Annotated in this window: 22 protein-coding genes and 1 pseudogene; all 23 read left to right on the forward strand. The window is 61.3% G+C overall.

Features of this window, described 5'->3' with window-relative positions; all coding sequences use genetic code 11:
* Window positions 1–11 precede the first annotated feature (11 nt).
* The 23 genes and pseudogenes from fliH (at window position 12) to flhF (ending at window position 22,380) form a co-directional block, all read left to right on the forward strand.
* Window positions 12–827: a flagellar assembly protein FliH gene (gene fliH, locus QRN48_RS01635; RefSeq protein WP_037011559.1), complete on the forward strand. Its 816-nt coding sequence runs from the start codon at window positions 12–14 to the stop codon at window positions 825–827.
* The gene (gene fliI / locus QRN48_RS01640) at window positions 817–2,175 is read left to right on the forward strand and encodes a flagellar protein export ATPase FliI (protein WP_037011557.1); all 1,359 of its coding nucleotides are present in this window, start codon (window positions 817–819) and stop codon (window positions 2,173–2,175) included. Before fliH ends, fliI begins: the two co-directional genes overlap by 11 nt.
* Window positions 2,176–2,181: 6 nt before the next feature.
* A complete protein-coding gene (fliJ, locus tag QRN48_RS01645) occupies window positions 2,182–2,631 on the forward strand; it encodes a flagellar export protein FliJ (RefSeq protein ID WP_037011555.1) in 450 nt (149 codons plus the stop codon).
* Window positions 2,632–3,541: 910 nt separating this feature from the next.
* On the forward strand, window positions 3,542–3,844 hold the full coding sequence (locus tag QRN48_RS01650; RefSeq protein WP_285348545.1) for an STAS domain-containing protein: 303 nt from the start codon (window positions 3,542–3,544) through the stop codon (window positions 3,842–3,844).
* Between the two features lie 2 nt (window positions 3,845–3,846).
* Window positions 3,847–5,553 carry an ATP-binding SpoIIE family protein phosphatase gene (locus QRN48_RS01655; protein WP_191945459.1) on the forward strand — a complete coding sequence of 569 codons (1,707 nt, stop codon included), beginning with the start codon at window positions 3,847–3,849 and terminating at the stop codon, window positions 5,551–5,553.
* A gap of 29 nt (window positions 5,554–5,582) precedes the next feature.
* Complete coding sequence (locus QRN48_RS01660; RefSeq protein ID WP_285348547.1) at window positions 5,583–5,975, forward strand: Hpt domain-containing protein; 393 nt, start codon at window positions 5,583–5,585, stop codon at window positions 5,973–5,975.
* Between the two features lie 144 nt (window positions 5,976–6,119).
* Window positions 6,120–7,541 carry a flagellar hook-length control protein FliK gene (locus QRN48_RS01665; protein ID WP_191945384.1) on the forward strand — a complete coding sequence of 474 codons (1,422 nt, stop codon included), beginning with the start codon at window positions 6,120–6,122 and terminating at the stop codon, window positions 7,539–7,541.
* A gap of 296 nt (window positions 7,542–7,837) precedes the next feature.
* Entirely contained in the window at window positions 7,838–8,341 is a 504-nt protein-coding gene (gene fliL / locus QRN48_RS01670) for a flagellar basal body-associated protein FliL (protein WP_037011545.1), read from the forward strand.
* Between the two features lie 9 nt (window positions 8,342–8,350).
* Entirely contained in the window at window positions 8,351–9,319 is a 969-nt protein-coding gene (fliM, locus tag QRN48_RS01675; protein ID WP_037011544.1) for a flagellar motor switch protein FliM, read from the forward strand.
* Window positions 9,320–9,381: 62 nt separating this feature from the next.
* On the forward strand, window positions 9,382–9,840 hold the full coding sequence (gene fliN, locus QRN48_RS01680) for a flagellar motor switch protein FliN (protein ID WP_037011542.1): 459 nt from the start codon (window positions 9,382–9,384) through the stop codon (window positions 9,838–9,840).
* Between the two features lie 60 nt (window positions 9,841–9,900).
* Window positions 9,901–10,332 (forward strand): annotated as a pseudogene (gene fliO, locus QRN48_RS01685) (flagellar biosynthetic protein FliO); the annotation flags it as partial.
* A gap of 95 nt (window positions 10,333–10,427) precedes the next feature.
* The gene (fliP, locus tag QRN48_RS01690; RefSeq protein WP_037011539.1) at window positions 10,428–11,171 is read left to right on the forward strand and encodes a flagellar type III secretion system pore protein FliP; all 744 of its coding nucleotides are present in this window, start codon (window positions 10,428–10,430) and stop codon (window positions 11,169–11,171) included.
* Window positions 11,172–11,196: 25 nt separating this feature from the next.
* Entirely contained in the window at window positions 11,197–11,466 is a 270-nt protein-coding gene (gene fliQ / locus QRN48_RS01695) for a flagellar biosynthesis protein FliQ (protein WP_037011537.1), read from the forward strand.
* 7 nt (window positions 11,467–11,473) lie between these two features.
* A complete protein-coding gene (gene fliR / locus QRN48_RS01700) occupies window positions 11,474–12,259 on the forward strand; it encodes a flagellar biosynthetic protein FliR (RefSeq protein WP_191945383.1) in 786 nt (261 codons plus the stop codon).
* Between the two features lies 1 nt (window position 12,260).
* Window positions 12,261–13,400 carry a flagellar biosynthesis protein FlhB gene (flhB, locus tag QRN48_RS01705; protein ID WP_037011535.1) on the forward strand — a complete coding sequence of 380 codons (1,140 nt, stop codon included), beginning with the start codon at window positions 12,261–12,263 and terminating at the stop codon, window positions 13,398–13,400.
* Window positions 13,401–14,060: 660 nt separating this feature from the next.
* Window positions 14,061–14,636: a sigma-70 family RNA polymerase sigma factor gene (locus QRN48_RS01710; RefSeq protein WP_285348551.1), complete on the forward strand. Its 576-nt coding sequence runs from the start codon at window positions 14,061–14,063 to the stop codon at window positions 14,634–14,636.
* Window positions 14,633–15,358: an anti-sigma factor gene (locus tag QRN48_RS01715; protein WP_285348552.1), complete on the forward strand. Its 726-nt coding sequence runs from the start codon at window positions 14,633–14,635 to the stop codon at window positions 15,356–15,358. Before QRN48_RS01710 ends, QRN48_RS01715 begins: the two co-directional genes overlap by 4 nt.
* 74 nt (window positions 15,359–15,432) lie before the next feature.
* Window positions 15,433–15,990, forward strand: a complete 558-nt coding sequence (locus tag QRN48_RS01720; RefSeq protein WP_037011531.1) for a fasciclin domain-containing protein — start codon at window positions 15,433–15,435, stop codon at window positions 15,988–15,990.
* Window positions 15,991–16,225: 235 nt separating this feature from the next.
* Complete coding sequence (locus QRN48_RS01725; RefSeq protein ID WP_476241114.1) at window positions 16,226–16,768, forward strand: DUF3455 domain-containing protein; 543 nt, start codon at window positions 16,226–16,228, stop codon at window positions 16,766–16,768.
* A 112-nt stretch (window positions 16,769–16,880) separates the two neighbouring features.
* Window positions 16,881–17,444 carry a sigma-70 family RNA polymerase sigma factor gene (locus QRN48_RS01730; protein WP_285348554.1) on the forward strand — a complete coding sequence of 188 codons (564 nt, stop codon included), beginning with the start codon at window positions 16,881–16,883 and terminating at the stop codon, window positions 17,442–17,444.
* Window positions 17,445–17,467: 23 nt separating this feature from the next.
* Complete coding sequence (locus QRN48_RS01735; protein WP_285348573.1) at window positions 17,468–18,166, forward strand: anti-sigma factor; 699 nt, start codon at window positions 17,468–17,470, stop codon at window positions 18,164–18,166.
* A gap of 729 nt (window positions 18,167–18,895) precedes the next feature.
* Window positions 18,896–21,025, forward strand: a complete 2,130-nt coding sequence (gene flhA, locus QRN48_RS01740) for a flagellar biosynthesis protein FlhA (protein WP_285348555.1) — start codon at window positions 18,896–18,898, stop codon at window positions 21,023–21,025.
* 11 nt (window positions 21,026–21,036) lie between these two features.
* Window positions 21,037–22,380 carry a flagellar biosynthesis GTPase FlhF gene (gene flhF / locus QRN48_RS01745; RefSeq protein WP_037011522.1) on the forward strand — a complete coding sequence of 448 codons (1,344 nt, stop codon included), beginning with the start codon at window positions 21,037–21,039 and terminating at the stop codon, window positions 22,378–22,380.
* Window positions 22,381–22,456 lie beyond the last annotated feature (76 nt).

The raw sequence follows: 22,456 nt of genomic DNA on the forward strand, positions 1-22,456 counted from the left end.
AGGTGCCGTTGATGTCCAGCTCTGATAAAGCACCACCCAGCGAGCTTATTCGTGCCGGGGATTTGCGCGGGATTGACGTCTGGGCCCTGCCCAGCTTCGACCCGCAGGTGGCAACGCCCGAGCCGGAACCGGTGATCGAGGAAGCCGAGCTCGCCGACAGCGAAGAAGTGCCGCTGGAAGAAGTCCAGCCGATGACCCTCGAAGAGTTGGAGAGCATCCGCCAGGACGCCTACAACGAGGGTTTTGCCATCGGTGAAAAAGAAGGCTTTCACAGCACCCAGCTCAAGGTTCGCCAGGAAGCGGAAGTGGCCCTGGCTGCCAAGCTGCAAAGCATGGAAGTGCTGATGGGGCACCTGTTCGAGCCCATCGCCGATCAGGACGCGCAAATCGAGAAATCGATGGTCACGCTGGTCGAGCACGTGGTCCGCCAGGTCATCCAGCGTGAGCTGAAAACCGACTCCAGCCAGATCGGCACCGTGCTGCGTGAAGCCTTGCGGCTGTTGCCCATGGGCGCTGCAAACGTGCGGATTCTGGTCAATCCTCAGGACTTCGAGCTGGTCAAGGCCATGCGCGAGCGTCATGAGGAAACCTGGCGCATCCTGGAGGACGACACGTTGCAGCCGGGCGGTTGCCGCGTCGAGAGCGAGCACAGCCGCATCGATGCCACGGTCGAGAGCCGTATCAGCCAAGCCATCGGCAAAATGTTCGACCAGTTGCACGAACAGGCCCTGCACCCGGCAGTGCCCGACGTGACCATCGAGCTGGAGCAGGCGATCCAGAGCGCCGAAAAAACCATCTATCCGCTGGGTGCTATCGATGCGCCTTGAACGCACCAGCTTCACCAAACGCCTGAGCGCGTACCCCGAGGCCATCTCCCTGCCCACGCAGCCGATCGTCGAAGGACGACTGCTGCGCATGGTCGGTCTGACCCTCGAAGCGGAAGGCCTGCGCGCCGCCATGGGCAGCCGTTGCGTGGTCATCAACGACGGCAGTCATCAACCGGTTGAGGTCGAAGCCGAGGTCATGGGTTTCGCCGGCGGCAAGGTGTTCTTGATGCCGGTGGGGAGTGTGGCCGGCATCGCGCCGGGTGCTCGCGTTGTGCCACTGCCGGACACGGGACGCCTGCCCATGGGCATGACCATGCTCGGACGCGTGCTCGACGGTGCCGGTCGGCCGCTTGACGGCAAGGGCGGCATGAAAGCCGAGGACTGGGTGCCGCTGGACGGCCCGACCATCAACCCCCTCAAACGCGACCCGATCAGCCAGCCGCTGGACGTGGGCATTCGCTGCATCAACGGTTTGTTGACGGTCGGCCGCGGTCAGCGTCTGGGCCTGTTTGCCGGTACTGGCGTGGGCAAGAGTGTGCTGCTGGGGATGATGACCCGCTTCACCGAGGCCGACATCATCGTGGTCGGCCTGATCGGTGAACGGGGCCGCGAGGTGAAAGAGTTCATCGAGCACAGCCTCGGCGAAGAAGGCCTAAAGCGTTCGGTGGTGGTGGCATCCCCAGCGGACGACGCGCCGTTGATGCGTCTGCGCGCAGCGATGTACTGCACGCGCATCGCCGAGTATTTTCGCGACAAGGGCAAGAACGTCCTGTTGCTGATGGATTCGCTGACGCGTTTCGCCCAGGCCCAGCGGGAAATCGCGCTGGCCATCGGCGAGCCGCCAGCGACCAAGGGTTATCCGCCGTCAGTGTTTGCCAAGCTGCCCAAGCTGGTTGAGCGCGCTGGCAACGCAGAGGCGGGCGGTGGCTCGATCACCGCGTTTTACACGGTTTTGTCGGAAGGCGATGACCAGCAGGATCCGATTGCTGACTCGGCCCGGGGCGTGCTCGACGGGCACATCGTATTGTCCCGGCGGTTGGCGGAAGAGGGTCACTACCCGGCCATCGACATCGAGGCGTCCATCAGTCGGGTCATGCCGTCGGTGGTCGATCCGCAGCACATGGTTCAGGCGCAGTACTTCAAGCAGTTGTGGTCGCGCTATCAGCAGAGCCGCGATTTGATCAGCGTGGGCGCGTATGTCGCCGGCGGTGATCGCGATACCGATTTGGCGATTTCGCTGCAGCCGCAGTTGGTCAAGTACTTGCGGCAGGGCTTGCAGGAGAACGAGAGCATGCAGAGCAGCGAAGAGCAGTTGGCCAAGATTTTCAATCCTCAGGCCGGTGGTTAATCGGTTATGGCGCTGAGTCGCGCAGCCCGTCTGGCGCCGGTGGTCGAGATGGCCGAGAAGGTCGAGAAGGCGGCGGTGCAGCGCCTGGGCCATTTTCAGGGGCAGGTACGGCTGGCCGAGGCCAAGCTGGGTGAGCTGGACAAGTTTCGCTCCGATTATCAGCAGCAGTGGATTGATAAGGGCGCCCATGGGGTTTCGGGGCAGTGGCTGATGAATTATCAGCGCTTCCTTAACCAGTTGGAGACGGCGGTGGCGCAGCAGCGTCAGAGCCTGGCCTGGCATCAGAATAATTTGAACAAGGCGCGCGGCGAGTGGCAGAAGGCGTATGCGCGGGTGGAGGGGCTGCGCAAGTTGGTGCAGCGGTATATCGATGAGGCGCGGGCGCTCGAGGATAAGCGCGAGCAGAAACTGCTGGATGAGTTGGTTCAGCGGTTGCCCAGGACAGAGCAGTTTTAAGAGCAGATCAAGATCAAGATCAAGATCAACATCTAAAGCGGTCTGCCTAACGGCAGACGTTTCGCCTTCGGCGAGTTACTTGGAAAAAACACCCCAAGTAACCAAGGGTGTCTGCTCCTGGTTTGGCCCTCCTTCGTCGGGTTCCCTCACTCCGGTCTTGCTCCGTGGGCCCGCGCCGAACGGACATCCCTGTCCTGACGGCGCTCTCGCCGCATCCATGCGGCTCGGCCCACTGCGCAAAACCTGCGCTCGGCCTGCACCCAAGTCGCGCTTTGCGGTGTTTGGACTTTTTGCGTAGGAAAAGCAACGGCAACGGAAATGGCGAGGACGACGAAGTAGTGGGACCGGCTTTAACCGGGAAAGCGTCGGGAGGCACACTGCGAAATTGATGGCTGGCGAACTGGCCTCTTCCCGGCTGAAGCCGGTCCCACTCAGGCATCGCATGCATCCTGTGGGATTGATTTTGGCTCTAACTGTGGGACCGGCTTCAGCCGGGAAGCTTCTGAAAAGGTTTTGATCTGCTTTTTGCTCTTCATACACAGCCAGCCCAAACACCGCCTATCGCGACTTGGGTGCAGGCTGAACGCAGGTCTCGCGCAGTGGGCCGAGCGGCATGGATGCCGCGAGAGCCGCCCCCCGCCATGGATGGCGGATGGCGGCGGGCCCACGGAGCGAGACCGGAGTGAAGGAACCCGACGAAGTCGGGCCAAACTAGGAGCAAGCACCCTTGGTTACTTGGGGATGGTGCGACTTTCGACTTTTCCAAGTAACTCGCCGAAGGCGAAACAGTCTGCCGTTAGGCAGGCGCTTTTGATTCTGAAAGCCATGTAAAAGCTATCTATTTGCCACGCCCCGTAACCCCTGCTAAAACTTCAAGCGTATGGCGCCGTTTCATATAAGGAATTTGCCAATGTCAGTTACCTCCGAACGCTCCGCCGATGGTCAACAACTGACCATCATCATCAAGGGACGCTTCGACTTCTCGACCCACCAGGATTTTCGCGGCGCCTACGAGAAAGAAACCAAGGGCCAGCGCATCGTGGTTGATCTAACAGGCACCTCGTACCTCGATAGCTCCGCGTTAGGCATGCTCCTGCTGCTGCGCGACCATGCCGGTGGCGAGCGCGCCGATGTCGAACTGGTCGGCTGCAACGCCGACGTCATCAAAATCCTCACCATTTCCAACTTCGCCAAGCTCTTCAAAATCGCCTGATGATGCCTTCCCCTCCCGATCGCCTGACGGTCCTCATCGCCGATGACAACGTCAGCGACCGGATGCTGCTGTCCGCCATCGTCAGCCGACAGGGCCATGATGTTCTGACCGCCAGCAACGGCGCCGAGGCGGTGAGCCTGTTCGAGCGGCGCCGGCCGCAGCTGGTGCTGATGGACGCGATGATGCCGGTCATGGACGGCTTTGAAGCCGCTCGGCAGATCAAAGCGCTGGCGGGTGATGCACTGGTGCCGATCATCTTCCTGACGTCGCTGACCGAAGGCGAAGACCTCGCCCGCTGTCTGGACGCCGGCGGCGACGATTTCGTTGCCAAGCCCTACAACCAGCTGGTGCTGGCGGCGAAGATCAACGCCATGAACCGGCTGCGCGTGCTGCAGGAAACGGTCCTGCATCAGCGCGACCTGATCACCCGCCACCACAAATACCTGCTCAACGAACAGCGCGTGGCCAAGGCGTTGTTTGACCAGATCGCCCACTCCGGCTGCCTGAGTTCGACCAACATTCGTTACCTGCAATCGCCCTATGCGCTGTTCAACGGCGATCTGCTGCTGGCCGCGTGGTCGCCGTCCGGCAACATGCACCTGCTGCTGGGCGATTTCACCGGCCATGGCTTGCCGGCTGCGGTCGGTGCGATGCCCCTGGCCGAAGTGTTTTACGGCATGACCGCCAAGGGCTACGGACTGCGTGAGACCTTGCGCGAGATGAACGCCAAGCTCAAACGCATCCTGCCGGTTGACATGTTTTGCTGCGCAGCGCTGTTGAGCCTCAATTTCAAACAGCAACTGGTCGAGGTCTGGAACGGCGGGCTGCCCGATGGCTACCTGCTGCACGGCGACGGCCGACCGCACACGCCGCTGATTTCCTCGAACGTGCCGCTTGGCGTGTTAAGCGCCGGCAGCTTTGACGACAACACCCAGGTGTACCCGTTTGGACCGGGTGACCGGGTGTTTTTGCTGTCCGACGGTGTGGTCGACAGCACGGGTCAGGACGGCGAGCTGTTCGGCGCCCGCCGCTTGCAGAATGTGCTGGTGAGCAATCGAAATCCGGCACTCCTGATCGAAGAAGTGCAGTGGGCTCTGGCGCGGTTCAACGGACAGGCGCGGGACGATGTGAGCATGGTCGAAGTGGCGTTTACCGAGCCCGACTTGCTCGGCCCGCCTTCGGTCATTTACACCGACAGCGGGGATTGCAGCCCGCTGGACTGGTCGGCGTCGTTCGAGTACCGGGCGGTAACGCTCAAGCGTTTCAATCCGCTCCCGTATCTCCTTCAGCTACTGCAAGAGGTCCATGGCCTGCGCTCGCAAAGCGGTGAGCTGTACATCGTATTGTCCGAGCTCTACAGCAACGCACTGGAGCATGGTGTTTTGGGGCTGGACTCGGCGTTGAAACGCGACGCCGAAGGTTTCGGGCTGTATTACCAGCAGCGCGGCGAGCGCCTGGACACCCTGGAGGATGGCTTTATCCGTATCGATTTCAACATCGTGCCAGCGGGGGATGGCGGCCGGCTGACCGTGCGCGTGCAGGACAGCGGCGCGGGTTTCGATTCCGATAGAGTGCTGGCGATGCCGCCGGCGACCAACCAGTTGTCGGGGCGCGGGCTGTCGCTGGTGCGGCAACTCAGTGACCGTTGCCAATGGTCCGATGACGGCCGGACGGCCAGCGTGGAATTTGCCTGGGAGGGTCTGGCATAATCCGCGCGTCTTGATCAAGGAGTGAACAAGTGTCGAACAATCCGGTGGACTACAACGTGCTCAGCACGCTGCGCGAAGTGATGGAGACCGAATACCCCCTGTTGGTGGAGGTGTTCATGGATGACTCTGTCACGCGTATCAATGAAATGGTCCAGTTGCTGGACAACCCTTCTTTTTCCACGTCTTCAGCGGCGTCGCTTGAGAACCTTGGCCTGATGGCGCACAGCTTCAAGGGCAGCACGGGGAATATGGGCGCGACCCACCTGTCCGAACTCTGCCTGCAACTTGAAGAGCAAGGGCGCGGCATCGTTGCGACGGACGAAACCCGTATACGGCTACTGGTGTCGCAGATCGAGGCTGAATTCACCGCCGTTCGAGACATCTTCGAGCGTGAACTGCAACTCTGCCATGCCGGTCATTGAGCAGGGGCAGTGTTTCGCCCGGTTTAGCCAGTCCGCCAGCTTCGCCCTGTTCTGCAGCCTAGCCTGAGCGTTAGCGCTACAGTCATCAGGGTTGGCCCGCCAATTGCTTGGTCTCTCTGCATTAGTGCTCTTGCGGAGATTGAAATGGCCCTCGCCACCAACCCATTACTGACGGCTTTGACAGCGGCCAAGGTCCAGAAAGCCGGCAATAGCCCCGCGGCAAAGGCGCCTGACCCCGTCAAGAACCACAGTTCCAGCTTCTCCGACGTGTTCGCCAAGCAGTCGCCCGTCAAGCCGAACAGCGTGGATAACCCGCCGCCCAAGCCGGCAAGCGCCAAGAGTTCGGCAGCGGATGACAAGCCATCCGCCAGCCATACGTCTGCCGCCACCGACAAGACGGTTGCCGATAGCGGCAACGGTTTGCCTGGCAAGCCTGTCAAGGACAAGGATGCCGATGACAGCGGCGCCAAAGGCGACACCCACGACAAAGACGAGGCGGCTGACCCGTCACAGGATCCGACCGTGGCCGATGCGCCCGTGGTCGACCCTGCACTGGACCCGACGCTTGATCCAGCATTGGTCGCCACGGCTCCTGTCACTGAGCCAGTGGTGGTTGCCCCGGCGGTCGATCCGGTGGTTGATCCGGCACTGCTCGCTCAGGCATTACCGCTGACACCGGCGCCGGCTGATCAGGCCACGACGGATGCACCGGACGACGGCTTTGACCCTTCGGCCGATCCGCTGGAAGGTCTGACGGCGGTGCAGGTCGCCCTGGACAACAAGGCACAGCAGACGGCGCAGACCAACGGCGTGCATGGCGATGTGAAGGGCTCCGGCAAGCAGGACCCGAACATCGATCCTTCTCAGTTGCAGGCCGGTAATCTGGCAGCGCTGGGCGATCAGTCGGTGGACAAAAGCATGACCGAGGGCGGGGGTGACAAGGCCTTTAGCGGCTTGTTGGCCGACGGTTTAAAAGACGTGAAGGGCGCCATCAGCGATACCCGGATCGACAACTTTGCTGACCGTCTGGCGGCGTTGTCCCAGGCCGCGCAAGTGAAGAGCACCGCGGCGCCGGCTGCACCGCTGCTCAATCAACCGCTGGCGATGAACCAGGGTGGCTGGACCGAAGGCGTGGTCAACCGCGTGATGTACCTGTCCAGCCAGAACCTCAAGCAAGCGGACATTCAGCTGGAACCTGCCGAACTGGGCCGTCTTGATATCCGTGTCAATATGGCGGCGGACCAGCAAACCCAGGTCACCTTCATGAGCGCCCATGTGGGCGTGCGTGAAGCGCTGGAAAGCCAGATGTCGCGCCTGCGTGATTCCTTCGTTCAGCAGGGCATGGGCCAGGTCGACGTCAACGTTTCCGACCAGTCGCGTGGCTGGCAGCAACAGGCTCAGCAGCAGTCCGGCGGTGAAGGGCAGCGCAACGGTGGTCCCAATGGCACCAGCGGCGTGGGCGGCAGCGACCTGATCGCCGACGGCGCTCCGGTTGACGCGGCATCGGCGGCCGCCAGTGCGCCGCTGACCGTGGTTGGCTCCAGCGCAGTCGACTACTACGCCTGAAAACGCGTACCGCTCATCTGTAGGAGCCGGCTTGCTGGCGAACGCGTTTTATCAGGCAACATCGTCGTTGCTGACCCACCGCATTCGCCAGCAAGCAGGCTCCTACAGATCGCATGCCTCCCGGGATTTGGCACCCGGCCTCCAGAGGGTGAAAACCGCCCTCATTGCTGCCCTGCCGTGGGCCAGCGCGTCCCAATCCAGACTGAATCACACTAACCAGCTGCCCATGTGGCACAACCCTTGCTCTTGCTCTGTCACGCAACACCGAACCCTTTGGATAGTGACGGATTATTGGCATGGCGAAGAGCGACGACGCAGTTACGGACCCCGCAAAAAAAGGCAAGCTGAAAGTCATCATCCTGATTGTGGTGGGGCTGCTGCTGGCCATTGGTCTGTCGGTCGGGGCGACCTGGTTCATCATGCACAAGGCCGAGAGCAAGCCGGACCCGGCGGCTGTAGCGGAAGCGGCGAATGCCAAAAAAGAGGCGATCTTCGAACCGCTGACGCCGCCCTTCGTCGTCAACTACAACGTCAACGGTCGTCAGCGCTACATGCAGGTCAGCATCACCTTGCTGGCTCGCGATCATGCTGACCTGGAAGCCTTGAAAGCACACATGCCGGTTATCCGTAATAATCTGGTGATGATGTTCTCCGGTCAGCCATTCGATACCATCGCCACGCCGGTGGGTATGGAAATGCTGCGCCAGAAAGCCGCTGCCGTGGTTCAGGAAGTGGGCCAGAAAGAGCTGAGCAAGAGCGTCATCGAACAAGTACTTTTCACTAACTACGTACTGCAGTAGGACCACGACATGGCCGTGCAAGACCTGCTGTCCCAGGATGAGATCGACGCGCTGCTGCATGGCGTCGACGATGGTCTGGTGCAGACCGATAGTGTTGTCGACCCTGGCAGCGTAAAAAGTTACGACCTCACCAGCCAGGATCGCATCGTCCGCGGACGCATGCCGACCCTGGAAATGATCAACGAGCGTTTCGCCCGTTACACCCGCATCAGCATGTTCAACCTGCTGCGTCGCTCCGCCGACGTTGCCGTGGGCGGCGTGCAAGTGATGAAGTTCGGTGAATACGTGCATTCCCTTTACGTGCCGACCAGTCTCAATCTGGTCAAGATCAAACCCCTGCGCGGCACGGCGCTGTTCATCCTCGACGCCAAGCTGGTGTTCAAGCTGGTGGACAACTTCTTTGGTGGCGACGGTCGTCACGCGAAGATCGAAGGGCGTGAATTCACCCCTACCGAACTGCGCGTCGTACGGATCGTGCTGGATCAGGCGTTCATTGATTTGAAAGAAGCCTGGCAGGCGATCATGGAGGTCAACTTCGAGTACATCAACTCCGAAGTCAACCCGGCCATGGCCAACATTGTCGGGCCCAGCGAGGCGATCGTGGTGTCCACGTTCCACATCGAACTGGACGGCGGTGGCGGCGATCTGCACGTGACCATGCCGTATTCGATGATCGAGCCGGTGCGCGAAATGCTCGACGCCGGTTTCCAGTCGGATCTCGACGACCAGGACGAACGCTGGGTCAATGCGCTCAAACAGGACGTGCTCGACGTGTCGGTGCCGCTGCGTGCAACTGTTGCCACGCGTCAGCTCAAGCTGCGCGACATCCTGCACATGCAGCCGGGGGACGTGATCCCGGTCGAGCTGCCGGAGAGTCTGGTCATGCGCGCCAACGGCGTGCCGTCCTTCAAGGTCAAGCTGGGTTCGCACAAGGGCAATCTGGCCCTGCAAGTGGTCGAACCGATAGAACGCCGCTGACGCTCAGGCGTCGGCTAAATGAATGTGCTGCGTAAACGAATCAATGTTCCCCGAGGACAACCATGGCTAATGATAACGAAATGAACTCCGCTGACGACCAGGCTCTGGCTGACGAATGGGCGGCTGCACTGGGCGAGGCCGGGGAAGGGCAAGCGGACATCGACGCGCTGCTGGCGGCTGATGCGGGTAACTCCACCAACCGCATGGCGATGGAAGAATTCGGCGGCATGCCGAAAAGCAACGGCGCGGTGACTCTGGACGGCCCGAACCTGGACGTGATCCTTGATATCCCGGTGTCGATTTCCATGGAAGTGGGCAGCACGGACATCAACATCCGCAACCTGCTGCAGCTCAACCAGGGCTCGGTGATCGAGCTCGACCGTCTGGCCGGCGAACCGCTGGACGTGTTGGTCAACGGCACCCTGATTGCTCACGGCGAAGTGGTGGTGGTCAACGAAAAGTTCGGCATCCGTCTGACCGACGTGATCAGCCCGAGCGAACGCATCAAGAAGCTGCGTTAAGTGCGCGGTGTGTTCAAGGCACTGACGAGCCTGCCGCTGCTGGCGTTGTCCTGGGCAGTGATGGCGGCCGACCCGGTAACGCCCGCACCGGCTGCTGCGTCCGGCGTGAGCACTGGCGCGGTAGTGACGACTGCGGCCCCGGCTGCAGCTGCCCCGGTCGCCGGTACGCTGGGCAGCGGAATTGGTGGTCAGTTGCTGCAACTGGTGTTGGGTCTGCTGTTGGTGATCGGCCTGATCTTCGTGCTCGCCTGGCTGATGCGCCGGGTGCAGCGCGCGGGCCCGGCCGGCAATCAGGTGATCAAGCTGGTCGGCTCCCGCGCATTGGGTACACGGGACCGGCTGGTGCTGGTGCAGGTCGGCAACGAGCAGGTGCTGCTCGGTGTGTCGCCCGGCAGCATCACCGCTTTGCACGTCATGAAGGACCCGGTGGACGTACCCGATCCGCAGAACGCACCGCCCGAATTCGCCAAACGCTTGCTTGAGGCCCTGGGCAACAAAGGCGTGGCCGGGCAACGGGTGACCCAGCGTTCGGGTGACAGTTCGGTTAACAAAGGTTTTGGTACTCCAGATCAGAAGGACACGAACTGATGCGCATTGTTTTGACGCTGCTGTTGTTGCTTGCAGCGCCGCTGGCGTTCGGCGCCGATCCGTTGTCGATCCCGGCCATCACGCTGGGCACCGGCGCCAATGGCCAGCAGGAATACTCGGTCAGCCTGCAGATCCTGCTGATCATGACGGCGCTGAGCTTCATTCCGGCGTTTGTCATGCTGATGACCAGCTTTACGCGGATCATCATCGTCTTCTCGATCCTGCGTCAGGCCCTGGGCCTGCAACAGACGCCCTCCAACCAGATCCTCACCGGCATGGCGCTGTTTCTGACGATGTTCATCATGGCGCCGGTGTTCGATCGGGTGAACAACGATGCCCTGCAGCCCTATCTGGCGGAGAAGCTCTCCGCCCAGGACGCCGTGGCCAAGGCCGAAGTGCCGATCAAGGACTTCATGCTGGCGCAGACCCGTTCCAGCGACCTTGAGCTGTTCATGCGCCTGTCCAAGCGCACCGACATCGCAACGCCGGACGCAGCACCGCTGACCATTCTGGTGCCGGCATTCGTGACGTCCGAACTGAAAACGGCGTTTCAGATCGGCTTCATGATCTTCATCCCGTTTCTGATCATCGATCTGGTGGTCGCGAGCATCCTCATGGCGATGGGGATGATGATGCTGTCGCCGCTGATCATTTCCCTGCCGTTCAAAATCATGCTGTTCGTGCTGGTGGATGGCTGGGCGCTGATCATCGGCACGCTGGCCGGCAGCTTTGGTGGCGTATGAACCTGTTTGACGTGGAGTGCGCGGCATGACCCCGGAAGTAGCAGTTGACCTGTTTCGCGAAGCGCTGTGGCTGACCACGACCATGGTCGCCATTTTGGTGGTGCCGAGCCTGATCGTCGGCTTGATCGTCTCGATGTTTCAGGCCGCCACGCAGATCAACGAACAGACGTTGAGCTTCCTGCCGCGCCTGTTGGTCATGCTGGTTACGCTGATCGTGGTCGGCCCGTGGATGGTGCGCACCTTCATGGAGTACATCACCTCGCTGTACACCAGCATTCCCCAAGTGATCGGCTGATCCCTCGATGGAACCTGTGCTGGCGCTGACCGACACACAGATCAGCACGTGGGTGGCGGCGTTCATGCTGCCGCTGTTTCGCATCGGCGCGCTGCTGATGACCATGCCGATGATCGGTACCGCTCTGGTGCCCAAGCGCGTGCGTCTCTATCTGGCGCTGGCAATCACGGTCGTCGTCGCGCCGAGCCTTCCAGCCATGCCCGCCGTCAACGCGCTCGACCTCAGCGGGCTCCTGTTGATCGCTCAGCAAATCCTGATCGGCGCCGGCATGGGCCTGTCGCTGCAGTTGTTTTTTCAGGCTTTTGTGATCGCCGGGCAGATCATCGGCATCCAGATGGGCATGGGCTTCGCGTCCATGGTCGATCCGGTCAACGGGGTGTCGGTGGCGACCATTGGGCAATTTCTCACCATGCTCGTGACGTTGCTGTTTCTCGCCATGAACGCGCACCTGGTGGTGTTCGAAATCCTGATCGAAAGTTTCACCACCCTCCCGGTGGGGCAAGGTATCAGCACGGCGGACATCTGGCTGTTGGTGATGCGGCTCGGCTGGGTGCTCGGCGCGGCGCTGGTGCTGGTGCTGCCGGCCATTGCTGCGCTGCTGGTGGTGAACATCGCCATGGGTGTGATGACCCGCGCGGCGCCGCAGCTGAACATCTTTTCGATCGGTTTTCCGCTGACGCTGGTGCTGGGCATGGTGATTCTGTGGATCACCCTCGGCGACATTCTCAATCAATACCAACCGCTGGCGGTCGACGCCTTGCAGTTGCTCAGAGACTTGGTCAAGGCGCGCTGACATGGCCGAAAGCGAGAGTGGTCAGGACAAGACCGAAGACCCCACGGACAAACGCAAACGCGAGGCCAGGGAGAAGGGCGAGATTGCCCGCTCCAAGGAACTCAACACCGTTGTCGTGATGATCGTGGGCGCTGCGGGGCTGCTGGCATTCGGCGGTTCCATGGCGGAAATGATGATGCAGTTGATGCGCGACAACTTCACCATCACGCGCGCGGCCATCCTCGACGAGCGCAGCATGGCGATCATGCTCATGGCGTCGGGCAAGGCGGCGTTGCTGTCGGTGCAGCCGATTTTGCTGGCATTGACCCTGGCGGCGTTTATCGGCCCCATCTCGCTGGGCGGCTGGCTGTTTGCCGCCGGTTCTCTGGCACCCAAATTCAGCCGCATGAACCCGGCGGCGGGCATCAAGCGGATGTTTTCGCCGAAGGCGTTGATTGAACTGCTCAAGTCCCTGGCGAAGTTTTTCATCGTGCTGATGGTGGCGCTGGTGGTGCTGGGCAAGGACAAGGCGGACCTGGTTGCCATCGCCCATGAGCCGCTGGAGATGGCGGTGGTGCACAGTTTGCAGCTGGTTGGCTGGAGCACGCTGTGGATGGCGCTGGGGCTGTTGATCATTGCGGCGGTGGATGTGCCGGTGCAGTTGTGGGAGTCGCACAAGAAGCTGCTGATGACCAAGCAGGAGGTGCGCGATGAGCACAAGGACAGCGAGGGGCGGCCGGAGGTCAAGCAGCGGATTCGTCAGTTGCAGCGGGAGATGTCGCAGCGGCGGATGATGACGGCGATTCCGGACGCGGATGTGATCATCACGAACCCGACGCATTATGCGGTGGCGTTGAAGTATGACGCGGAGCGGGGCGGGGCGCCGATTCTGTTGGCCAAGGGCAGTGATTTCATGGCGTTGAAGATCCGGGAGATTGCGGCGCAGCATGAGATTCTGTTGTTGCAGTCGCCGGCGCTCGCGCGGTCGATTTATTACAGCACGGAGCTGGATCAGGAGATTCCGGCGGGGTTGTATCTGGCGGTGGCGCAGGTGTTGGCGTATGTGTATCAGATTCGTCAGTATCAGGCGGGGCGCGGGAAGCGGCCTGATCCGCTGAAGGATAATTTGCCGATTCCGCCGGATCTGAGGCGCGATTCGTAGAGTTGGTTGTTGGATCAAGATCAAGATCACGATCAACGGCGCCTGCCTGGGGGCAGACTGTTTCGCCTTCGGCGAGTTACTTGATAAGCCCCAAGTAACCAAGGGCTTGGGCTCCTGGCTAGGTCCCTCCTTCGTCGGGATACCTTCACTCCGGTCTTGCTCCGTGGGCCCGCGCCGAACGGACATCCATGTCCTGACGGCGCTCTCGCCGCATCCCTGCGGCTCGGCCCACTGCGCAAGCCCTGCGTTCAGCCTGCACCCAAGTCGCGTTTTGCGGTGTCTGGACCTTTTGCGTATGAAGATCAAAGGCATTGCGAAGATCAAGAGCTTCCCGGCTGAAGCCGGTCCCACTGACGGCACGCGCTGTTTTTAGTGGGACCGGCTTCAGCCGGGAAGCTTTTGCTTCTGCTTTTTGCTGTTGCTTTGTCGATCATTCCCACGCTCCGCGTGGGCATGCATCCCGTGACGCCCGGCGTCACAGCGGCACGCCCTTGCCGACACCGCGACGTGCTCACCAATCTTTGGCCGTACACACCCCTCTGTAGGAGCCGGCTTGCTGGCGAACGCGGTGGGTCAGTTGGCACTTTCACCTCCGACCCAACTAGCCCAACCCTTCAAACGCGACTAGAGTGGCCGCAGTCTCCCTCAAGGCCTCGCCACTTGACCATTCGATCGAATGCCGCTCAGTCCTCTGACGCTCAGTCCAGCGCCAAGGCGTTGAATGTCTTGATGCAGGCTTGCGGCAACGGCAATCGGGTGGCATTCGAAGCGGTGTATCGCGCTACGTCTTCCAGGTTGTTCGGGATTTGCCTGCATTACTCGGATAATCGGGCCGAGGCCGAAGAGGTACTTCAGGAGGTGTACATCATGGCGTGGGTAAAGGCGTCTGGATTCGATCCCCGGCTGGGCAGCGCGATGACGTGGCTGTCGACCATGGCCCGCCACAAGGCCATCGACCGGCGCAGAGCCCATCGTCATCATGACCCTCTTGAGACGATCCCCGAAGCCGCATCGCAGGACTCCCTTGTGGACACGCTTGAGCGCGAGCAGCAAGGCAGCCAGCTGGACCGTTGCCTTGAAACGCTGGAAGAGGCTCAGCGACGCTATATCCGGGTTGCATTCTTCGAAGGGTATTCCTACGCCGAACTGGCCGAGCGTCATGGTATTGCGCTGGGCACGATGAAAAGCTGGATTCGTCGCGGGTTGCTTCGACTGCGCATGTGCCTTGGCCTATGAGCGAGCATCCCGTGCCTCCCGACGAGACCCCGGACCTGCTGATCGCGGAGTACGTGCTTGGCGTGCTCAGCCGCGAAGAGTGTGATCGGGTGGAAGCGATGATCGCGCGGGAGCCGCGCCATCAACGCGCGGTGGCGCAATGGCAGGCGCAGTTCGCCGAGTGGCTCGGTCAATTGCCTGCATCCAGTCCTCCGGCGGGTGCGTGGGCCAGAATTGAGCAACGGTTGTTTGTGGATACCAGTCATCCGCCGTCGCAGGCTTCAGGCTGGTGGAACAGTCTCGGGCTCTGGCGCTGGACGACAGCCGCGCTGGCTGCCGGATTGCTGGCCTCGGTGTTGATCCTTCAGCCGCCTGTTTCGGGGCCAACATCGGGATCGACGTCAGGGTTGCCACTGTTGGCGCGTCTTGAACAGACAGATGGCACGACACTTTTTGCCGCGACGATCGATGCTGGCAGGCGGAGCGTATTGTTCGTCAACACGGCCCGGGCCGACTGGCCGGGCAAGAGTGCCGAGGCGTGGGTGATCGCCGCCGATGGCAAGCCGCGCTCGCTGGGCCTGCTGCCGGCCAATGCCTCGGCAACGTTAAACGTGACGCCGCAACTGGCTGACCTGCTTGCCAGCGGGGCAGTGCTCGCCGTCACCCTCGAGCCGCTGAACGGGTCACCGAGCGGGCAGCCAACCGGACCGGTCGTCGCTCAGGGAAAAATATCTTCGCTTTGATGCATCCGTTACGGCGCCTGCTTCGTATCTCTCTCACCTTCATCCGAAGGACCGAAGATTCTGGGAGAACTACCATGTTGACCCTTGCCAAACGCATTGCCGCTGTCTCCTTCGCCGCTCTCTGCCTTGCTGCATCGCCAGGCTTTGCCGCCGACACGGTCATGGTCGGTGGCGCCGCCATGTACCCGAGCAAGACCATCGTCGAGAACGCCGTCAACTCCAAGGACCACACGACCCTGGTAGCGGCGGTCAAGGCTGCAGGTCTGGTGGACACGCTAAACAGCAAAGGCCCATTCACCGTCTTCGCCCCCACCAATGAGGCTTTTGCCAAACTGCCGGCGGGCACGGTAGACACACTGGTCAAGCCTGAGAATAAAGCGGACCTGACCAAAATTCTGACGTACCACGTCGTCGCCGGGACCCACACCGCCAAACAATTGATGGCGGACGCCAAAATGAACGGCGGCAAGGTGATGCTGAAAACCGTACAAGGCGAATCCCTTACCGTCATGCCCCATGACGGCAAGCTGTGGGTGACGGACGCCAAAGGCGGCAAAAGCGCGGTCAGCATCGCTGATGTCATGCAGTCCAATGGCGTCATCCACGTCGTCGACTCGGTGCTGATGCCGTAAGCGGTGGCGTAATCACTGCTTTACCCGGTGGGCATCAACCAAGTCCACCGGGGTCCGAGGCCTGACCGGGCGACTGACGTCGTGTCAGGCAACGGACACTCTCTGCTGTGCCCCCCGTCCCCCTGATGTTCCCCGCGCGTATTTATTTTCAATTCGCTGCATCCGTTTCGTTCTCCCACGGGTAGTACAAGAAGTAGCGATGGCTGCTGACCTGTTTATCCAATGGAGAGATGGCATGAACGCTAAGAAAATGTTGGGCGCTTTGGGTGTTTCAATGGTAGCCACTTGCCTGCTGGCCACGGCGCCGGCGGCGTACGCACAGATGGCATTGCCTGACGCGGTCAAGGTTCCGGACGGCCACAAGGTCGCGATGCAGACCGTGGGCGTGGGCGAGATCACCTATGAGTGCCGTGACAAGCCGAACGCCGCCGGCCAGACCGAATGGACCTTCGTGGGGCCCAAAGCGGTGCTGAATGATCGCAGTGGCAAGCAGGTCGGCACGTACTTTGGGCCACCCGCCACCTGGCAGGCCGCTGACGGCTCGAAGGTCACCGGCACACAAGTTGCCGTTGCCCCTGCCGGTTCAGGCGACATTCCCTATCAGTTGGTCAAAGCCAACCCGGCCGAAGGCAAGGGCGCGATGGCCAACGTCAGCTACATCCAGCGCACGGCAACCAAGGGCGGCGTGGCGCCGAAGATGGAATGCTCGATGGCCACCAAGGGCAAGCAGGAAGTGGTGAAGTATCAGGCGGACTATATTTTCTGGGCTGCTCAGTAAGCCCGAGTCGCGCATCACTGATCGTCGCTGCCGCGCAAATTCATCTACGCTGCAGCGACGCAACCCCGGCTTACGGCCGGGGTGTTCATTTGACGTCGGCGGTTGAAGAATTTTGTCCCTACCCGAATTCTGTTTTGACTATGAAGCGTGCCTTGCGGCGTGCGCACGAGGTGAGCAACGGGCCTTGCGCGATCTCTACACACAGGAGAGTGCGCGTCTGCTGGGTGTTGCCAGGCGAATCGCGCGCAGTGACGCGCTGGCCGAGGACATCGTGCATGACGCCTTCATCAAGATCTGGACCCGCGCCGCGGCCTACGATCCGGCGCGAGGCTCTGCCCGTGGCTGGGTCTTCAGCGTGACGCGGCATCTGGCGCTCAACGTCATGCGTGACCAGGGCCAGACGGTGCAGGTCAGTGAGCAGAGCGAGCACGCGCTGCAGGACCAGGCATCCCTAGAAACAGCAACCCACGCAGACACCTTCGAATACCGAGCCCGCTCGGACCGGGTTTTCGGGTGTCTTGAGCAATTGGAGCCGGCCCGTCGCAATTGCATTCTCCACGCGTATGTCGATGGTTATACGCATTCGGAAATAGCGCTGAAAATTGGCGCGCCACTGGGCACCGTGAAAGCCTGGATCAAGCGCAGCCTGGTGGCATTGCGGGAGTGCATGGGATGACGGGTCAAGCGAAAGACGACGGCATGAATGACCTTGACGCCCTGGCCAGCGAATACGTCCTGGGCACGCTGGAGCCTGCGCAGCGACGCGATGTGCAAAATCGCCTCGCCGTGGATGCTGACTTGCGCGCTGCGGTTGACGCCTGGGAAGAGCGGTTGCTCGCATTGACCGAGCTGGCAGAACCGCAAACACCCAGCCCGACGCTGTGGGGGCGCATCGAGCGCAGCCTGAGCCATCAGGACCGCCGTGCCTCCCGACCTGCGCCTACCGCGCAGTCATGGTGGAACCTGCTGCCACTCTGGCGCGGGCTTGCCGGTGCCGGTCTGGTTGCTAGCTTGCTACTGAGCATGCTGCTGTTGAACCGGCCGGCGACGGAAGCCCCAACCACCTACCTTGTGGTGCTGGTCGCCCCGCAAAATCAGGCGCCTGGCTGGGTCATACAAGCCAACAATCCGACGCAGATCCAGCTGATACCGTTGAGCGTGAGCCAAGTCCCCGCCGACAAAGCCCTGCAATTCTGGACCAAGGCCGACGGCTGGCAGGGGCCGGTGTCATTGGGCATGGTCGAACCCGGGCATACCCTCTCCGTGCCGCTGGACAAACTGCCACCGCTGCAACCCAACCAACTCTTCGAACTCACCCTCGAAAACCCAAACGGCTCCCCGACCGGCAAGCCCACCGGACCGATCCAGTTCATAGGGCGTGCGGTAAAAGTGATCTGAACCATCGCCTCCAACCAAAGGACGCGAAGCGTCCGAGGCTGCATTCCCACGCAGAGCGTGGGAACGATCAGCCACAGGCCCGTGTACGGCGCCAGATTCGCGGTGTAGCACCTTACGCCTTCCCGGCTAAAGCCGGTCCCACAAAGAGCAGCGCGTCCAGTCAATGAACCCGGCGGCGACCGTAGTGGGACCGGCTTTAGCCGGGAAGCTCTTGATCTGCTCTTGATCTGCTCTTGATCTGCTCTTGATCTGCCCTTGATCTGCCCTTGACCTGCCTTTGATCTGCCTTTGATCTTCAAACGCAAAAAGTCCAGTCACTGCCAATCGCGACTTGGGTGCAGGCTGAACGCAGGTTTTGCGCAGTGGGCCGAGCCGCATGGATGCGGCGAGAGCGCCGTCAGGACATGGATGTCCGTTCGGCGCGGGCCCACGGAGCAAGACCGGAGTGAAGGAACCCCGACGAAGGAGGGGCCAAGCCAGGAGCACAAGCCCTTGGTTACTTGGGGCTCTATCAAGTAACTCGCCGAAGGCGAAACCCGAGGCTGTTAGGCCGAAGCTTTTGATCTGGATCCTCACCCCAGCGATACAAAACCGTCGCCGTGACAAAAATCTAAATACTGGCACTCTGATATTTTCCCGCCCAACCCAAATGTTGGACCCCTTCTTGCAATAACCCCGATACAACGCTTCGGCGTCAAAAGATTGATTTAACACGCAGGTGCCCAATCGGTGGAACGCTCTCAGATAATCTCCCACGCCCGAACCGGATTGATCGGCCTGGGCCGTGGACAACTCGGCGTACCTTTGCTGCTTCTCGTCATGCTCGCCATGATGATGCTGCCCATGCCACCGTTCCTGCTCGACGTCTTCTTCACGTTCAACATCGCACTCTCCATCGTCGTCCTGCTCGTCTGCATCTACGCCCTGCGGCCACTCGACTTCTCCGTATTCCCGACCATCCTGCTCATCGCCACCTTGCTGCGCCTGGCCCTCAACGTCGCCTCCACCCGCGTCGTCATGCTCCACGGCCAGGACGGCCATGCCGCCGCCGGTAAAGTCATCCAGGCCTTTGGTGAAGTGGTCATCGGCGGCAACTACGTCGTCGGTATCGTCGTCTTCGCCATCCTCATGATCATCAACTTCGTCGTCGTCACCAAAGGTGCCGGACGGATCTCCGAAGTCAGCGCCCGCTTCACCCTCGACGCCATGCCCGGCAAACAAATGGCCATCGACGCCGACCTCAACGCCGGCCTCATCGACCAGCCCGAAGCCAAGCGCCGCCGCCTTGAAGTCGCCCAGGAAGCCGAGTTCTACGGCTCCATGGACGGTGCCAGCAAATTCGTCCGCGGTGACGCCATCGCTGGCCTGCTGATCCTGTTCATCAACCTCATCGGCGGCATGCTGGTAGGCATCTTTCAACACAACATGAGCTTCGGCGACGCCGGCAAGGTGTACGCGCTGCTGACCATCGGTGACGGTTTGGTGGCGCAATTGCCATCACTGCTGCTGTCGACCGCTGCGGCAATCATGGTGACCCGTGCTTCCGGCTCGGAAGAAATGGGCAAACTGGTTGGCCGCCAGATGTTCGCGTCGCACAAGGCGCTGGCCGTGTCAGCCGGGATCATGATCGTCATGGGTCTGGTGCCGGGCATGCCGCACTTCTCCTTCATCAGCCTGGGCCTGGTCGCTGCCGGCGGCGCCTACCTGCTGTGGAAGAAAGAGAACCAGGTCAAGCTTGCTGCGGTTCAAGAGGTCAAGCGTCAGCAAGAGCTGTTGCCCTCACCGATCCGCGCTCAGGAATCCAAGGAGCTGGGCTGGGACGACGTCACCCCGATCGACATGATCGGCCTGGAAGTCGGCTACCGCTTGATTCCGCTGGTTGACCGCAATCAGGGTGGCCAACTGCTGGCGCGGATCAAGGGCGTGCGCAAGAAGCTTTCCCAGGAGTTGGGCTTCCTGATGCCGACCGTGCATATTCGCGACAACCTGGATCTGGCCCCCAGCGCCTATCGCTTGACGCTGATGGGTGTGACCCTGGCCGAAGCCGAGATTTACCCTGACCGCGAGCTGGCCATCAACCCCGGCCAGGTCTTTGGCAGCCTCAACGGCATCACTGCCAAAGACCCGGCGTTCGGCCTGGAAGCGGTGTGGATCGAAATCAGCCAGCGGGCCCAGGCGCAATCGCTCGGCTACACCGTGGTCGACGCCAGCACCGTGGTCGCGACTCACTTGAACCAGATTCTCTACAAGCACTCTCATGAATTGATTGGCCATGAGGAAGTCCAGCAGTTGATGACCTTGCTGGCCAAGGGCTCGCCAAAACTTGCGGAAGAGCTGGTACCGGGCGTGCTGTCACTGTCGGCCCTGTTGAAAGTACTGCAGGCGCTGTTGGCCGAGCAGGTGCCGGTGCGAGACATTCGCTCCATCGCCGAAGCCATCGCCAACAACCCTGCACGTAGTCAAGATACCGCCGCGCTGGTGGCCGCCGTACGGGTCGGATTGTCCCGCGCAATCGTGCAAAGCATTGTCGGCATTGAGCCGGAGCTGCCTGTCATCACACTTGAACCAAGGTTGGAACAGATCTTGCTAAATAGTCTTCAGAAGGCAGGACAGGGTCAGGAAGAAGGCGTTCTCCTCGAACCGAGCATGGCTGAGAAGCTTCAGCGCTCGTTGATCGAAGCGGCGCAGCGTCAGGAGATGCAGGGGCAGCCGGTTATTTTGTTGGTCGCAGGTCCGGTTCGCGCCATGTTGTCCCGCTTTGGACGGTTGGCTGTACCGAATATGCATGTTTTGGCTTACCAGGAAATTCCTGACAATAAGCAAGTCACCATCGTAGCGACTGTCGGGCCTAACGGCTGAGGTAGTGAGTCATGCAAGTTAAGCGTTTTTTCGCCGCCGATATGCGACAAGCCATGAAACTGGTTCGTGATGAGCTGGGCGCTGAAGCCGCCATCATCGGTAACCGGCGGATCGCCGGCGGCGTGGAACTGACCGCCGCCCTGGACTACAAGTTGTCAGCGCTGGCACCGCGTGTGCCGAACATCGAACTTGAAGACGAGCTGCGCAAGACCCAGTCGCGCATCGTGACCGCTCAGGCCGAGCTGACCTCGCGCAGCGAGCTGGACACTGTCGCCAACCGCCAGCTGTTCACCGGCCTGGCGATGGACGACAGCAAGCAGATCGAACCGACCCTGGAAGAACCGTTTCGCCCGTCGGTTCACGCGGCCGTGGCAGCCGAACGCGCCGAGCGCAATGCCGAACCTTCGGTCAGCCATCACGTGTACGAGTCGATGCGCTCGGAATTGAACGGCCTGCGCGAACTGCTGGAAGTCCAGCTTGGCTCGCTGGCCTGGAACCAGCTGCAAGGCAGCCGTCCGCAGCAGGCCAATCTGTGGCGCCGTCTGCAGCGCGTTGGCCTGTCCGGCCCCCTGTCCCGCGATTTGCTGGCGATGGTCCCGGACTCGAACGATCAGGCTCACACCTGGCGCATGTTGCTGGCCCACCTGGCCCGCATGATCGCAACGCCGGACGTAGAGCCCCTGGAAGAGGGCGGTGTGATCGCCATGGTCGGCCCTGCCGGCATGGGCAAAACCACCACGCTGGCTAAACTGGCAGCCCGATATGTGTTGAAATACGGCGCGCAAAATATCGCGCTGGTGAGCATGGACAGTTTCCGCATTGGTGCTCAGGAACAGCTGAAGACGCTGGGCCGGATCCTCAATGTACCGGTCACCCACGTCGACCCGGGGCAATCCCTGGCGCAGGCGCTGGAACCGCTGCTGCGCAAGCGCGTCGTGTTGATCGACACCGCGGGCCTGCAAGCCAGCGATCCGGCATTGCGTCTGCAACTGGAGACCCTGGCCGGGCGTGGCATCAAGGCGCGCAACTACCTGGTGCTGGCGACAACCAGCCAGAAGCAGGTGCTGTCTGCGGCGTACCACAGCTATAAACGTTGCGGCCTGGCCGGGTGCATCCTGACCAAGCTCGACGAAACCGCCAGCCTGGGCGAAGTGCTCAGCCTGGCGGTGACACACGAACTGCCTGTGGCCTATCTCACTGATGGCCCACGGATACCGGACGATCTGCATTTGCCGCGTCGGCACCAATTGGTGAGCCGGGCTGTCAGCGTGCAGATGCAGGAGGAGCCTAGCGAGGAAGCGATGGCGGATATGTTTGCGGATCTTTATCACAGCACCGGCAAGCGAGCGGGCTAGGTGAAGAAAATGACAGTGGAATTTTCCTGCATCGATGGTCTGCCAGGCATTGTTCAGGCACTGAACGTGCAGCCCG

Origin of the sequence: Pseudomonas sp. ME-P-057, assembly GCF_030208975.1 — a bacterium.
Classification (GTDB): domain Bacteria; phylum Pseudomonadota; class Gammaproteobacteria; order Pseudomonadales; family Pseudomonadaceae; genus Aquipseudomonas; species Aquipseudomonas lutea.

Coding starts and splice junctions, on each gene's coding strand:
- fliH (WP_037011559.1), top strand. CDS start 12: ATGTCCAGCTCTGATAAAGCACCACCCAGCGAGCTTATTCGTGCCGGG.
- fliI (WP_037011557.1), top strand. CDS start 817: ATGCGCCTTGAACGCACCAGCTTCACCAAACGCCTGAGCGCGTACCCC.
- fliJ (WP_037011555.1), top strand. CDS start 2,182: ATGGCGCTGAGTCGCGCAGCCCGTCTGGCGCCGGTGGTCGAGATGGCC.
- QRN48_RS01650 (WP_285348545.1), top strand. CDS start 3,542: ATGTCAGTTACCTCCGAACGCTCCGCCGATGGTCAACAACTGACCATC.
- QRN48_RS01655 (WP_191945459.1), top strand. CDS start 3,847: ATGCCTTCCCCTCCCGATCGCCTGACGGTCCTCATCGCCGATGACAAC.
- QRN48_RS01665 (WP_191945384.1), top strand. CDS start 6,120: ATGGCCCTCGCCACCAACCCATTACTGACGGCTTTGACAGCGGCCAAG.
- fliL (WP_037011545.1), top strand. CDS start 7,838: ATGGCGAAGAGCGACGACGCAGTTACGGACCCCGCAAAAAAAGGCAAG.
- fliM (WP_037011544.1), top strand. CDS start 8,351: ATGGCCGTGCAAGACCTGCTGTCCCAGGATGAGATCGACGCGCTGCTG.
- fliN (WP_037011542.1), top strand. CDS start 9,382: ATGGCTAATGATAACGAAATGAACTCCGCTGACGACCAGGCTCTGGCT.
- fliP (WP_037011539.1), top strand. CDS start 10,428: ATGCGCATTGTTTTGACGCTGCTGTTGTTGCTTGCAGCGCCGCTGGCG.
- fliQ (WP_037011537.1), top strand. CDS start 11,197: ATGACCCCGGAAGTAGCAGTTGACCTGTTTCGCGAAGCGCTGTGGCTG.
- fliR (WP_191945383.1), top strand. CDS start 11,474: ATGGAACCTGTGCTGGCGCTGACCGACACACAGATCAGCACGTGGGTG.
- flhB (WP_037011535.1), top strand. CDS start 12,261: ATGGCCGAAAGCGAGAGTGGTCAGGACAAGACCGAAGACCCCACGGAC.
- QRN48_RS01715 (WP_285348552.1), top strand. CDS start 14,633: ATGAGCGAGCATCCCGTGCCTCCCGACGAGACCCCGGACCTGCTGATC.
- QRN48_RS01720 (WP_037011531.1), top strand. CDS start 15,433: ATGTTGACCCTTGCCAAACGCATTGCCGCTGTCTCCTTCGCCGCTCTC.
- QRN48_RS01725 (WP_476241114.1), top strand. CDS start 16,226: ATGAACGCTAAGAAAATGTTGGGCGCTTTGGGTGTTTCAATGGTAGCC.
- QRN48_RS01735 (WP_285348573.1), top strand. CDS start 17,468: ATGAATGACCTTGACGCCCTGGCCAGCGAATACGTCCTGGGCACGCTG.
- flhF (WP_037011522.1), top strand. CDS start 21,037: ATGCAAGTTAAGCGTTTTTTCGCCGCCGATATGCGACAAGCCATGAAA.